This window comes from Providencia sp. PROV197, assembly GCF_028479625.1.
Classification (GTDB): domain Bacteria; phylum Pseudomonadota; class Gammaproteobacteria; order Enterobacterales; family Enterobacteriaceae; genus Providencia; species Providencia vermicola.
Genome location: NZ_JAMPNZ010000011.1, coordinates 20593 through 33687, shown reverse-complemented (window position 1 = coordinate 33687; position 13095 = coordinate 20593). Strand labels below are relative to the sequence as shown.

Genomic DNA, 13095 nt, shown 5'->3' with positions numbered 1-13095 from the left:
TTAATGGAAAAATCAATGAACGAGAAAAATCAGGCTAACTTCGAGGCCAAAATCGAAGCGGATATTTCCATCGAGCCCAAAGACTGGATGCCCGATGCCTATCGGCAGAACCTTATTCGCCAGATCGGCCAACATGCCCACTCCGAAGTCGTGGGAATGCTCCCGGAAGCCAATTGGCTCACCCGCGCACCGACGCTGCGCCGTAAAGCTATTTTACTCGCCAAAATTCAAGATGAGGCTGGCCATGGCCTTTATCTATACAGCGCAGCAGAAACCCTTGGCTGTTCTCGCCAAGATATCTACCAAAAGCTGCTTGATGAAAAAATGAAGTATTCCTCGATATTTAATTACCCCACGTTGAGTTGGGCTGATGTAGGCGTAGTTGGCTGGTTAGTCGATGGAGCCGCGATTGTGAACCAAGTCGCGCTATGCCGTGCATCCTACGGCCCTTATGCACGTGCAATGGTGAAAATTTGTAAAGAAGAAAGTTTCCACCAACGCCAAGGTTATGAAGCCGTGATGGCCCTAGCAGAAGGCACTGAAGCACAAAAGGCGATGTTACAAGATGCAATAAATCGCTTCTGGTGGCCTGTTCTCACCATGTTTGGCCCGAATGACTCCGATTCTCCGCACAGTGCACAAAGTATGGCGTGGAAAATCAAACGCTTTAGTAATGACGAACTCCGTCAAAAATTTATCGATAACACTGTGCCCCAAGTCGAAGCACTCGGTATGACCATTCCTGATCCTGATCTCATGTGGGATGACGAGCTGGGTCACTACCGCTTCGGGGAAATTGATTGGGCAGAGTTTTACCAAGTGATTAAAGGTAACGGCATTTGTAACCATGAGCGCCTGGGTGCAAAGCGTAAAGGCTGGGAAGACGGAGCATGGGTACGCGAAGGTGCCATGGCACATAGTCGCAAACAAAAGTCCATAAAATCCGCAGCGTAGTTTACTGACCAATGCTCAGAAAAGGAAAATACCATGAATAACCAAGATTGGCCTTTATATGAAGTTTTTATTCGCAGTAAACAAGGTTTGGCTCACCGCCATGTCGGAAGCTTACATGCCGCAGACGACCAAATGGCGCTAGAAAACGCCCGTGATGCCTACACTAGACGCAGCGAAGGTTGCTCGATTTGGGTCGTCAAAGCTGCCCATTTAATTGCATCGCAGCCTGAAGATAAAAGCACATTCTTTGACCCTGCGGACACCAAGGTTTACCGCCATCCAACTTTTTACACCATCCCTGATGGCATTAAAAACATGTAAGGAGCACCTCATGAATCATCAAGAACAGCTCCATCATTACGCATTACGGCTCGGTGACTCGCCATTAATTCTTGCACAACGTCTGTGTGAGTGGTGTGGGCATGCACCTGAAATCGAAATTGATCTCGCACTCTCTAATATTGGCCTGGATTTACTGGGGCAAGCACGCAATTTTTTAAGCTACGCCGCCCAGCTAAAAGGCACCGATTATGATGAAGATAAGCTGGCCTTTTTACGTGATGAACGAGAATTCAGCAATCTATTACTCGCTGAACAGCCAAATAACGGCTTTGATGACACACTGGTACGCCAATTTTTTATGGACGCTTATCACGTTCCACTCTACCAAGCCCTGATCCATAGCCGCGATGAACAACTTTCGGCTATTGCAGAAAAATCCCTCAAAGAGGCAATTTACCACCTGCGCTTTAGCCGTAATTGGATGATCCGTTTAGGGGATGGTACAGAGGAAAGTCATCGACGAATGCAAGATTCTGTTAATGCATTATGGCGCTTTACTGGTGAACTTTTTCACGCAGATAACATTGAAATTGCCCTCAGCGAAGCGGGTTTTGCCGTTGATCCTCGTTCTTTGAAAGACACATGGTTAAACACCATCAATGAAACCTTTGATGAAGCCACGCTTAGCGTACCTGAGAAAGACGCTTATCGTTTAGGGGGTAAGCAAGGCAGCCATACTGAACATCTCGGCCTGCTGTTAACGCAATTGCAATTTATGCAACGCACTTACCCAAATAGCCAGTGGTGATGCTATGGAACAGAGACTGCAATTCAACGAGCTTCAATCACCCCAAGTTCATCAGATCTGGCAACAGCTGCACCAAATTTCCGATCCTGAGCTGCCTGCACTCTCTATTACTGATCTTGGCATGATCCGCAAAGTGCTTCCAGATAACCAGGGTTGGAAAGTCATTTTTACACCGACCTATTCGGGTTGCCCTGCAACCGAATTTTTAATCAATGAAATTAAAACGGTTTTGGGCAATGCGGGTTTTGAACAGGTTGATATTGAAGTCATGTTAGCTCCTGCTTGGACCACCGATTGGATGAGCCAAGATGCCAAAAGGCGCTTACGTGAATTTGGTATTGCGCCGCCACAAGGCACTTCTTGCGAGCACCCTGAGCACAAGGGAGCCATTCGTTGTCCACGCTGTGATAGCGAACAGACTGAAAAAATTAGCGAATTCGGTTCAACCGCATGCAAAGCATTGTATAAGTGCGCCGAATGCTTAGAGCCATTTGATTACTTTAAATGTATTTAGGGGCACTCATATGACTGTATTTCATCGTTTAAGTATTGCTGCCATTGAGCGCGACACCCCTGACGCCGTTGCGGTGACGTTCGATATTCCTGATGCCTTACGCGAACAATATCGTTACCGTCCAGGGCAGCATCTCACCTTAAAAGCCTTAATTAATGGTGAAAATTTGCGCCGCTGCTACTCCATTTGTAGTTCACCTGACGAAGAGACACTAAAAATTGGCGTAAAAGCCATTTATGAAGGACGCTTTTCTAATTTTATCAACCAACAACTGAATGTCGGCGATAGTCTCGATGTAATGATCCCACAAGGGCAGTTTGGCTACCAGCCTGAAACGCATACCCATGCACACTACCTTGCCGTTGCTGCGGGCTCTGGGATCACCCCACTGCTTTCAATCATTAAAGCCACATTGCAAACAGAGCTTAAAAGCCATTTTGTGTTGATTTATGGTAATCGTAATAGCCGTTCTGTGATGTTTAAAGAGAGTATTTCAGACTTAAAAAACCGCTTTGCTGAGCGTTTCCAAGTGCTTTATCTGTTTAGCCAAGAGCTTCAAGACAGTGAACTCCTTAGCGGGCGTATTAGCCAGCAACAGCTTTTGGCATTAGGTAACACACTATTAAATTTTAAACAATTTGACCACGCGTTTATCTGCGGCCCTGAAAGTATGATGGATGAGGTGCATGACACCCTCGTGAGTTACGGCATACCAAAAGAATTCGTACACACTGAGCGTTTCAACACATCAGGAGCAAAATTTAAACCCACTGCCGCCAAGTCCAATGAAACTCGCCAAGTCAGTATTCACCTTGATGGTCGCACTTTGAATATCAGCATGGACAGTCAAGATGACAGCATTTTGGATGCGGCATTACGCCAAGGCGCTGACCTGCCATATGCCTGTAAAGGGGGCGTGTGTGCAACCTGTAAATGCAAATTGCGTTCAGGAGAAGTGGAAATGGGCGTCAATTACAGTCTTGAACCAGACCAGATTGCCGATGGTTACATCCTGAGTTGCCAAGCCTGGCCAAAGGGTGATGGCGTTGTTTTAGACTTTGACGTATAGGAAGCGCAATGAAAAACCCCTGGATTTTATCTCAGCAAAATCAGCGTGTTCTTACTCTAACGTTGAATCGCCCCGAAGTGCGTAACGCGCTTAGCACCCAATGCCTTGAGTTGCTGGTACAACATCTTGAATCCGCTGATAACAATGAGGAAATCGGTGCGATAGTCATCGCTGGCAACCCGCGTTTCTTCGCTGCTGGCGCGGATCTTAAAGAGCTACAACAGCAAACTGTCGCTAACGCGATAACGGATAAACGCCCTCAAGTATGGCGTCGTTTATCCATGATATCAAAGCCAATTATCGCTGCCACCAATGGGTATGCACTCGGGGCAGGCTTCGAGCTACTACTCGCCAGTGACATGGTGATTGCAGGGGAATCCGCCCGTTTTGGGTTACCCGAAATTACCCTCGGTTTAATGCCTGGAGCGGGCGGTACACAGCGTTTGATCCGCGCTGTAGGCAAATCTTTAGCGATGCAAATGGTGCTGACAGGGGAACCGATTAGTGCCAAACACGCACTCCAAGTGGGCTTAATCAGTGAAATTTGCGTTGACGATTTAGTGGTCGAACGTGCTCAACGACTTGCACAACGCATTACAGAGCATGCGCCTTTAGCCGTGCGTGCGGCAAAGGCAGCCTTAGTCCACGCCCAAGATAACCACCTTACTGAGGGACTAAAACTAGAGCGCCAATATTTTGTGGCCTTAGCAGGCACGCAAGATCGGCAAGAAGGGATCGCAGCCTTCTTTGAAAAACGCCCACCTCAGTTTACAGGACAATAACCATGACAAACGAAGCGATGATCCTCACCGCACTGGAAAATGGGGTTCTTACGGTAACCTTAAACCGCCCTGATAGGCTCAATAGTTTCAATGATGAAATGCATCGTCAGTTGAGTGATGCCATCAAAATTGCAGAACGTGACGACACGGTGCGTTGCTTAGTGATCACAGGGGCTGGCCGTGGTTTTTGTGCAGGTCAAGATCTCAACGATCGTAATGTCAACGTCGGTAGCGAAGCGCCTGATCTCGGTTTTTCTGTAGAAACCTATTATAACCCACTGATCCGCCGTCTTACGGCCTTACCAAAACCCATTATTTGCGCAGTCAATGGTGTCGCGGCAGGCGCTGGTGCAGCTATCGCATTAGCTGGAGATATTGTTATCGCCGCCAAAAGTGCCAGTTTTATTCAGTCATTTTGCCGCCTGGGTTTAGTTCCCGATTCAGGGGGAAGCTGGTTTTTGCCCCAGCTAGCTGGGCACGCCAGAGCGATGGGCATGGCATTATTGGGGGACAAAATCAGCGCAGAGCAAGCATTGCAATGGGGAATGATTTGGCAAGTTACTGAAAATGAAGCACTCACAGACACTGTTCAGCAACTAGCTCAACACCTTGCGACACAACCTACCTACGGTCTCGGCCTAATCAAAAAAGCCATTTACTGCGCAGCAACCAATACCCTAGATGAACAACTAGACCTTGAGCGCGATTTGCAGCGTTTAGGTGGACGTAGCGAAGATTACCGCGAAGGGGTAAGTGCTTTTTTAAACAAACGCGAACCGCAGTTTAAGGGGCGATAACCATGACACTCCCTACAACTTCTACCATCACGACAATTGCGGTTATCGGCGCTGGCACTATGGGTATTGGTATTGCGCAGGTAGCTGCCACCGCAGGGCTTACCGTTTTACTGTTTGATATTAACCAAGATGTATTAACCCGTTCATTAGACACGATGACGCAACGCTTACGTAAACGTGTGGAACAAGGAAAGGCTGAGTCAAAAACGATAGAAACACTGATCACTAACATTCATGTCGCTCAACACTTGTCTGAGTTGTCTAGTGCCCAACTTGTCATAGAAGCTGTTGCAGAAAAATTAGCAATAAAACAGTCTATCTTCGGTGAACTTGAAGGCATTTGTCATAAATCAACAATATTTGCGAGTAACACATCGTCATTGTCGATTACAGCGATTGGTTGCCAATTGAAATACCCTGAACGGCTTGCTGGCTTACACTTTTTTAACCCAGCTCCCGTGATGAAATTGGTTGAGGTGATTCGTGGCCTAGAAACATCACCTGAAGTTATTGAACAATTGAAAGCATTGACTCTCTCATGGGGTAAGGTACCCGTTATTTGCCGCTCAACACCTGGGTTTATTGTCAATCGCGTAGCAAGGCCTTTTTATGCAGAGACCTTACGCGCCCTCGAAGAGCAAGTGGGCTCCCCAGCCACGTTAGATAGTGTGCTGCGGGATGCAGGAGGCTTTGCAATGGGGCCATTGCAACTCACTGATCTCATTGGCCATGACGTCAACTATGCTGTGACTGAATCCGTATTTCAGGCCTTCGGTTATGACCCACGCTTTCAAACCTCATTAATGCAATTGGAATTAGTGCAAGCAGGGCATTTTGGTCGAAAATCAAAACAAGGTTTCTATCATTATGATGATAATAAACCACAACCCACTGCGTCATTTGCCGCAAAAGTTCATCTTAACCACCCCCAAACTGTAAAAGTTGGTGGCGATTGGCAGATATTTCCTGAGTTTGCGCAGCTTTTATCTGAAAATGGGATCTCACTCGAAGGATTAGCACAACAGCCAAATCAATCTCCCACCCTCCTTGTTAATGACGTTATGATTATGTTAACAAATGGTGAATTGGCATCATTTCATGCACAGCGATCAGGGCAGGCGGTGGTTTTATTTGATTTATCGGCAAATTATCTTTCCGCAAGCGCCATCACGCTCACCTGCGCAACGCAAAACAATACGCAACAAAACCAACACGCGATCGCCTTTTTTCAGTCTCTTGGGAAAAACGTGATTGTACTACCTGATTACCCTGCGCTGTTAACGATGAGAACGGTTGCGATGTTATGTAATGAAGCACTCGATGTCGTGAATAAAGGGGTTGCTACTGTACAAGATACCGATAATGCCATGCGCTTTGGGGTGAATTATCCCAAAGGCCCATTAACTTGGGGAGCTCAACTCGGTTGGCCGCGTATGTTATCGGTACTTGAGCAACTTGCGCAGTTTTATGGGGATAGCCGTTATCGTCCCAACCCATTACTTAGGCAGTTAGCTGCAGGTTATCAGTCTTTATCTTTCAAGGAGTTGCTATGATTTCTGTGCCGAATATCACGACTGCTCAACAATCCGCTCATATTATGTATCGTGATGATGCATGTGCAAAGGCAATGGGTATGTCGATTGAGAAAGTCGAAGATGGCTTTGCGCAATTAAAAATGCCAATCACTGCAAATATGCTTAATGGCCATAAGACCTGCCATGGTGGGCAACTCTTTAGCCTTGCCGATACCGCATTTGCCTACGCCTGTAATAGCCAAGGGTATGCTGCTGTTGCGTCTATGTGTTCCATTGATTTCATCCGTCCAGGCTTTGAAGGGGATTTACTCACTGCCACCGCAAAAGTGAAATATCAAGGTAAACGTAACGGGCTCTATGACGTCGAAATAACTAACCAAGATGGCAAAACACTTGCCTTATTCCAAGGGCGCTCTCATCGTTTAGGGCACCGCTTAGAGGAGGCTTGCCATGATTGATGCGTATATTTGTGATGGTGTGCGTACTCCGATAGGCCGTTATGGTGGTGCTCTTTCTTCCCTGCGTCCTGACGATCTCGCGACTTTACCCTTAAAAGCATTAATGGCAAGGAACCCGCAGTTAGATTGGTCACTGACTGATGACATTATTTTAGGTTGCGCAAACCAAGCGGGTGAAGACAACCGTAACGTGGCTCGCATGGCGGGTTTGCTGTCTGGCTTGCCCATTTCGGTTTCAGGCACAACTATTAACCGCTTATGCGGTTCTGGGCTAGATGCAATCGCGCTTGCCGCGAGAAGTATTAAAGCAGGTGAATCAGGGTTAATGATTGCAGGGGGCGTTGAGTCAATGAGCCGCGCACCGTTTGTTATGGGGAAACAAGAATCTGCTTTCTCACGCCAAGCCCAAGTCTTTGATACTACAATCGGTTGGCGGTTCATCAACCCATTAATGGAACAACAATGCGGTACTGATTCCATGCCTGAAACGGCTGAAAATGTGGCAGAAACCTACCAGATCAACCGTGCAGACCAAGATGCATTTGCACTACGCAGCCAGCAGCGCACTGAACGGGCTAAAGTTAACGGTATATTTGCGCAAGAAATTGTCCCTGTCACCATTAAACAACGCAAAAATGAAATCGTGGTCACTGAAGATGAACATCCTCGTGCAGAAACCACCTTTGAGCAACTGCAAAAGCTGAAAACACCGTTTCGTGAAAATGGCACTGTCACTGCAGGAAACGCCTCTGGCGTAAATGATGGCGCCGCTGCGCTAATTATTGCATCCAAAACAATTGCGAAACAGCAAGGTTTAACCCCACGCGCCCGTATTGTTGCCACTGCTACTTGTGGTGTTGAGCCTCGATTGATGGGGATTGGCCCGCTCCCTGCCTCACAAAAAGTATTGAAAATGGCGGGTTTAACTATCGACCAAATGGATGTTATTGAGCTAAATGAAGCCTTTGCAGCACAAGCTCTCGCCGTATTGAGGGGGTTAGGTTTACCCGATGACGCTTCGCACGTAAACCCCAATGGTGGCGCGATTTCCTTAGGTCACCCATTAGGGATGAGCGGTGCAAGACTCGCCATTGCCGCGATGAATGAACTTCATCGCAAACAAGGTCGCTACGCCCTATGTACCATGTGTATTGGCGTAGGGCAAGGCATCGCCATGATTATCGAACGAGTCTGAAAAAACGCATTCATATCAATAATAACCGCCTGAAATCCGACACCTGCTCAGGCGAAAACCAGCAACGTCATCAACGAAAACTGGTTAACATAATAATTATGAGGAATGGCAATTATGAGCATGATACAAAATAGCATCGACCCAATTGAATTTGCCTCACGTGATGAAATCGAGTCATTACAGTATTCTCGAATGAAGTGGACACTCACTCACGCCTATGAAAATGTACCAATGTACCGTAAAAAGTTTGATGACGCGGGTGTACACCCTGATGATTTTAAACAATTAAGTGATATCGAAAAATTCCCCTATACCACTAAGCAGGATTTACGGGAAAACTACCCATTCAGTACCTTCGCCGTCCCTATGGATCAAATCATTCGTATTCATGCCTCTTCAGGTACCACTGGGCGTCCAACCGTTGTCGGCTACACACAACGTGATATTGATAATTGGGCGGATTTGATTGCACGCAGTTTACGCTCTGCGGGGACAGTACGTGGCGATAAAGTCCATGTAGCTTATGGTTATGGCTTGTTTACAGGTGGCTTAGGGGCGCATTACGGTGCTGAGCGCCTTGGTGCCGCCGTTATTCCAATGTCAGGTGGGCAAACAGAAAAACAAGCACAATTAATTGCCGATTTTAAGCCTGATGTCATTATGGTGACGCCATCCTATTGCCTAAGTATTATTGATGAACTTGAGAAAATCATGGGTGGTGATGCTAGTAAGTGCTCACTTAGATTAGGCGTATTCGGTGCTGAGCCTTGGACAGAATCTCTACGCACTGAAATCGAAACTCGCCTTGGTATCAAAGCATTAGATATCTACGGATTATCAGAGGTGATGGGGCCTGGTGTTGCTATGGAGTGTGCTGACTCAGGTTCTAGCGGCCCAACTATCTGGGAAGACCACTTTTACCCTGAAATTATTTCCCCCGAAACCCTCAAAACATTAGGGGATGGTGAACATGGTGAGTTAGTGTTTACTACTCTGACAAAAGAGGCAATGCCTGTAATTCGTTATCGTACGCGGGATTTAACCCACCTAATGAAGGGCGTCAATCGCAACATGCGTCGAATTGGCAAAATCACGGGTCGTTCTGATGACATGATGATCATTCGCGGCGTAAATGTGTTCCCTTCTCAAATTGAAGAACAAATTATGCAGTTCAAAGAACTCTCACCGCACTATCAGCTCGAAATCGGTCGCCAAGGCAATATGGATAACTTATCAGTCCGCGTTGAGCTCAAACACCCAGAGCAACTCACTTACGATGAGCGCTGTAATATCTGCCATCATTTAAAACACCGTATCAAATCCATGGTTGGGATCAGCACGCGGATCAGTATCGTGAATTGTGGTGATATTCCACGTTCACAAGGTAAAGCCGAGCGGGTCATTGATACCCGAATTGCAATTTAATCAACGAATTAAGGCATATTAAGAATGGGTTACCTAATATGCCATCCTAATGCAACACGCTTTAATAAAAAACGATACGAGACAATATTCACTTTTATGTCTACTATTCAGGAAGAATTCTGATACAAAAAATTTATGGATGAAACATAAATGAATACCAAGCTCGACCAATTTATTCAACATGCTATCGCCAGTCAGCCCATTAGTGGTACGTCGCTCATTAGTTCCTTATACGGTGATGCACTACATCACCGAGGAGGCGAGGTTTGGTTAGGTAGCCTAACTAAATTATTAGAACCCATGGGGTTTACTGACCGCTTTGTGCGTACCTCTGTTTTCCGCTTACAAAAAGAGGGGTGGTTAGATGTCGAAAAAATTGGCCGACGCAGCTACTACCGAATCTCAGCCCGTGGGCAAAGTCGGTTTCGGCGGGCAGAGCAAAAAATTTACCTCGCAGAGCAACCTGATTGGGATGGAAAGTGGGACTTATTGTTATTAGAAGCGGCAGATAAAGAAGAAAAAGTTCGATTAAAAAAAGAGCTTAGCTGGCTAGGATTCGGGCAGTTTAATACATCCTTAATGGCAGCACCAAGTTGTGCACAAAGTGATGTACCAGCGTTATTAAATGAGCTCAATGCGACTGAGCAAGCCATTTATTTTCATGCAGACTACCCCTATAGCCGCTCAGAAAAAAACCTGAAAGACCTCGTGTCTCAGGCATGGTCTTTGCAAGATATTTCAGAGCATTATCACCAATTTATTTCCTTATTCAGGCCATTGGCCTTGTTACTCAAGGATAATGCAGGAACACACATCAGCCCTGAGCATTGTTTTCAGTTACGGCTGCTTTTAATTCACTTTTATCGTCGCGTCACGCTCAAAGACCCGCTATTGCCTGACGAACTTTTACCGCCTCAATGGGAAGGGCATATTGCGCGTCATTTGTGCACCAATATTTATCAACGTATCGACCAAGCTGCAACGCAATATGTTTCAGAAAATAGCGAAACGACAGTGGGTGAGCTTCCTCAACCTTCCAGTGCCTATTATCGGCGTTTTGGTGGGGTACTGAGGGAAATCGCCGCCTAAATTAACCGTTAAGGAGCCCTTATGCCTTTTTATCAAATCGATGGTATCACGCCTGTTGTTAGTCCAGATAGTTTTGTCCACCCCACTGCGGTCGTTATTGGTGATGTCGTAATTGGTAAAAATGTTTATATTGGCCCTAATGCCAGCTTACGGGGCGATTTTGGGCGGTTAATTATTAAAGATGGGGCTAACGTGCAAGATAATTGCGTGATGCATGGGTTCCCACAGTTCGACACCATTATTGAAGAAGATGGGCATATCGGACACGGGGCTATCTTGCATGGCTGCCATATCAAACGTAATGCTTTAGTTGGGATGAATAGCGTGATTATGGATGGTGCGGTGATTGGGGAAAATTCGATTGTTGGCGCATGTGCATTTGTTAAAGCGGAGGCCATATTTGCACAAAATAGCCTAATCGTGGGTACCCCAGCAAAAGTGTTACGAACACTATCAGAAAAGGAAATTGAGTGGAAAAGTAACGGTACCAAAGACTACCAGAACCTCGTTACTCGCTGTTTAAATACATTAAAAGAAATTGAGCCATTAACCGAAATAGAGGCCAACCGCCCTGTACTTCAGTTTGATAATATTATCCCAAAATCTCAGCTATAAAATGATTGGGAAGCCCCACAACAGCGCTTCCCAATCATTGACTATTACTTCGCATTATTACCAAATGGCGGTTTAGCAAACCAAACGGTAATGATCAGCACAATAAATACCCAACCACATAGCCAGAAAATTTCATTCGCCGCGATGATTAACCCTTGGCTAGTAATTTGCTGTGCAATAAAACCTGAAGTTTGCTCTGTGCTTAAGCCATGAGCAGCCATGCCTTGGTACATTGCTAAAGATTCAGGATTATAATCCGTAATAAACTCAGTGAGTTGGCTATGATGCACAGACTCACGGTCGCTCCACATCGTGGTCGTGATTGATGTACCAATTGAGCCAGCGAGCGTTCGGAAAAAGTTTGCCAAACTGGAAGCCGATGCTAGTTTTTCAGGGGGAAGTCCCGATAAGGTCAATGTTGTCAATGGCATAAAGAAACAAGCAACCGCCATGCCCTGCACCAGTTGCGGCCAAACTACCGCGGAGAACCCCATGCTCGGCTCAAAGGTATACGCTCGCCAGAAGAAACAAATGGCATAAAAAACAAAACTAAAGGTCACTATCCAGCGGATATCCAAAAAGTCGGATAATTTTGCCACTGGCGCTGAAAATAAAACAGGTAACAAGCCAATCGGCGCAAGTGCAAGCCCCGCCCACGTTGCGGTATAACCATACACCTCTTGCAGCAATTGAGGTAATAACACTATCGCACCAAAATACGCCATATAGGCCAAACTGACCGAAATAGTGCCAATAGTAAAATTGCGCGATTTAAACAAAGACAGCTCGACAATCGGGTTTTTATCCGTTAGTTCCCAAATCACGAGGAACACTAAAGCGATAGCAGAAACAACGGCTAAAACCACAATCTCATTTGAAGCTAACCACCCCAGCTCTTTCCCTTTATCCAGTAGTACTTGTAAACAACCAACCCCCACGGATAATAACGCCAGGCCAATGACATTGAACGGCACTTTGACCACCGTCGATTCCATTCCTTTAAGGATAATCGAACCCACGATAATGACGAAAATGCCGAGAGGTACGTTCATAAAGAATATCCAACCCCAATGGAAGTTATCACTAATATAACCACCAAAAATGGGGCCAAATACAGGTGCTAAAATGATGGTCATCGACCAAAAAGCCAATGCCATATTCTGCATTTTCGGTGGGTAACACCGCATAATCAAACTTTGGGATAAAGGAATAACAGGCCCTGCAACAGCACCTTGTAAAACGCGATATAAAATCAACATTCCAAGGCTATCCGAGAAGCCACAAAGTAATGAAAATAAAGTAAAAAGTGCCGTCGCCCATAAGAAAACGCGAATTTCACCAAAACGCTTAGCAAGATACCCCGAAATAGCAATCGAAATGGCGTTCGACACCCCAAACGAGGTAATCACCCATGTCCCTTGCGAGACGGAAACACCAAGGTTACCCGCAATTGTCGGGATAGCGACGTTTGCGATGGTGGAGTCGAGCACTTGCATAAAAGTCGCAAGAGATAATGCAATGGTAGCCCAAACTAGCTTCGCACCTTTTAGGGGTTGGATATCTGCCACAATC

The 13095-nt window shown here is 46.1% G+C and carries 14 protein-coding genes; 13 read left to right on the top strand and 1 reads right to left on the bottom strand.

The annotated features are described in order from the left end of the window. The first annotated feature begins 15 nt into the window (after positions 1-15). The 13 genes from paaA to paaY all read left to right on the top strand — a co-directional run bounded on the left by paaA (position 16) and on the right by paaY (position 11523). A complete protein-coding gene (gene paaA / locus PR808_RS05660; RefSeq protein ID WP_206085054.1) occupies positions 16-954 on the top strand; it encodes a 1,2-phenylacetyl-CoA epoxidase subunit PaaA in 939 nt (312 codons plus the stop codon). 33 nt (positions 955-987) lie between these two features. Further along, a complete protein-coding gene (paaB, locus tag PR808_RS05655; protein ID WP_225820082.1) occupies positions 988-1275 on the top strand; it encodes a 1,2-phenylacetyl-CoA epoxidase subunit PaaB in 288 nt (95 codons plus the stop codon). A gap of 10 nt (positions 1276-1285) precedes the next feature. Then, positions 1286-2044, top strand: a complete 759-nt coding sequence (gene paaC / locus PR808_RS05650) for a 1,2-phenylacetyl-CoA epoxidase subunit PaaC (protein WP_272538905.1) — start codon at positions 1286-1288, stop codon at positions 2042-2044. 4 nt (positions 2045-2048) lie between these two features. Beyond that, positions 2049-2558, top strand: a complete 510-nt coding sequence (gene paaD, locus PR808_RS05645) for a 1,2-phenylacetyl-CoA epoxidase subunit PaaD (protein WP_206085071.1) — start codon at positions 2049-2051, stop codon at positions 2556-2558. Between the two features lie 10 nt (positions 2559-2568). Continuing rightward, on the top strand, positions 2569-3627 hold the full coding sequence (gene paaE / locus PR808_RS05640; protein WP_206085080.1) for a 1,2-phenylacetyl-CoA epoxidase subunit PaaE: 1059 nt from the start codon (positions 2569-2571) through the stop codon (positions 3625-3627). A gap of 8 nt (positions 3628-3635) precedes the next feature. Further along, positions 3636-4409 carry a 2,3-dehydroadipyl-CoA hydratase PaaF gene (gene paaF / locus PR808_RS05635; protein ID WP_206085082.1) on the top strand — a complete coding sequence of 258 codons (774 nt, stop codon included), beginning with the start codon at positions 3636-3638 and terminating at the stop codon, positions 4407-4409. Between the two features lie 2 nt (positions 4410-4411). Then, complete coding sequence (gene paaG, locus PR808_RS05630; RefSeq protein WP_206085086.1) at positions 4412-5206, top strand: 2-(1,2-epoxy-1,2-dihydrophenyl)acetyl-CoA isomerase PaaG; 795 nt, start codon at positions 4412-4414, stop codon at positions 5204-5206. 2 nt (positions 5207-5208) lie between these two features. Continuing rightward, complete coding sequence (locus PR808_RS05625) at positions 5209-6759, top strand: 3-hydroxyacyl-CoA dehydrogenase (protein ID WP_272538904.1); 1551 nt, start codon at positions 5209-5211, stop codon at positions 6757-6759. Further along, entirely contained in the window at positions 6756-7199 is a 444-nt protein-coding gene (gene paaI / locus PR808_RS05620) for a hydroxyphenylacetyl-CoA thioesterase PaaI (protein WP_206085090.1), read from the top strand. Before PR808_RS05625 ends, paaI begins: the two co-directional genes overlap by 4 nt. Beyond that, positions 7192-8394: a 3-oxoadipyl-CoA thiolase gene (gene pcaF / locus PR808_RS05615; RefSeq protein ID WP_206085092.1), complete on the top strand. Its 1203-nt coding sequence runs from the start codon at positions 7192-7194 to the stop codon at positions 8392-8394. The genes paaI and pcaF overlap by 8 nt, the downstream gene beginning before the upstream one ends. Before the next feature lie 114 nt (positions 8395-8508). Beyond that, a complete protein-coding gene (gene paaK / locus PR808_RS05610; protein WP_206085099.1) occupies positions 8509-9819 on the top strand; it encodes a phenylacetate--CoA ligase PaaK in 1311 nt (436 codons plus the stop codon). A 150-nt stretch (positions 9820-9969) separates the two neighbouring features. After that, positions 9970-10908: a phenylacetic acid degradation operon negative regulatory protein PaaX gene (gene paaX / locus PR808_RS05605; protein ID WP_272538903.1), complete on the top strand. Its 939-nt coding sequence runs from the start codon at positions 9970-9972 to the stop codon at positions 10906-10908. 21 nt (positions 10909-10929) lie between these two features. Then, complete coding sequence (paaY, locus tag PR808_RS05600) at positions 10930-11523, top strand: phenylacetic acid degradation protein PaaY (protein WP_206085106.1); 594 nt, start codon at positions 10930-10932, stop codon at positions 11521-11523. A gap of 44 nt (positions 11524-11567) precedes the next feature. Here paaY and PR808_RS05595 read toward each other — a convergent pair whose 3' ends face one another. Further along, complete coding sequence (locus PR808_RS05595) at positions 11568-13091, bottom strand: DHA2 family efflux MFS transporter permease subunit (RefSeq protein ID WP_206085107.1); 1524 nt, start codon at positions 13089-13091, stop codon at positions 11568-11570. Between the last annotated feature and the right edge of the window lie 4 nt (positions 13092-13095).

Excerpts from the sequence above, each read along its gene's own strand:
- PR808_RS05625 (WP_272538904.1), top strand. The coding sequence starts at position 5,209 with ATGACACTCCCTACAACTTCTACCATCACGACAATTGCGGTTATCGGC.
- paaK (WP_206085099.1), top strand. The coding sequence starts at position 8,509 with ATGAGCATGATACAAAATAGCATCGACCCAATTGAATTTGCCTCACGT.
- paaB (WP_225820082.1), top strand. The coding sequence starts at position 988 with ATGAATAACCAAGATTGGCCTTTATATGAAGTTTTTATTCGCAGTAAA.
- paaD (WP_206085071.1), top strand. The coding sequence starts at position 2,049 with ATGGAACAGAGACTGCAATTCAACGAGCTTCAATCACCCCAAGTTCAT.
- paaC (WP_272538905.1), top strand. The coding sequence starts at position 1,286 with ATGAATCATCAAGAACAGCTCCATCATTACGCATTACGGCTCGGTGAC.
- paaX (WP_272538903.1), top strand. The coding sequence starts at position 9,970 with ATGAATACCAAGCTCGACCAATTTATTCAACATGCTATCGCCAGTCAG.
- paaY (WP_206085106.1), top strand. The coding sequence starts at position 10,930 with ATGCCTTTTTATCAAATCGATGGTATCACGCCTGTTGTTAGTCCAGAT.
- paaA (WP_206085054.1), top strand. The coding sequence starts at position 16 with ATGAACGAGAAAAATCAGGCTAACTTCGAGGCCAAAATCGAAGCGGAT.
- paaE (WP_206085080.1), top strand. The coding sequence starts at position 2,569 with ATGACTGTATTTCATCGTTTAAGTATTGCTGCCATTGAGCGCGACACC.
- pcaF (WP_206085092.1), top strand. The coding sequence starts at position 7,192 with ATGATTGATGCGTATATTTGTGATGGTGTGCGTACTCCGATAGGCCGT.
- paaF (WP_206085082.1), top strand. The coding sequence starts at position 3,636 with ATGAAAAACCCCTGGATTTTATCTCAGCAAAATCAGCGTGTTCTTACT.
- paaG (WP_206085086.1), top strand. The coding sequence starts at position 4,412 with ATGACAAACGAAGCGATGATCCTCACCGCACTGGAAAATGGGGTTCTT.
- paaI (WP_206085090.1), top strand. The coding sequence starts at position 6,756 with ATGATTTCTGTGCCGAATATCACGACTGCTCAACAATCCGCTCATATT.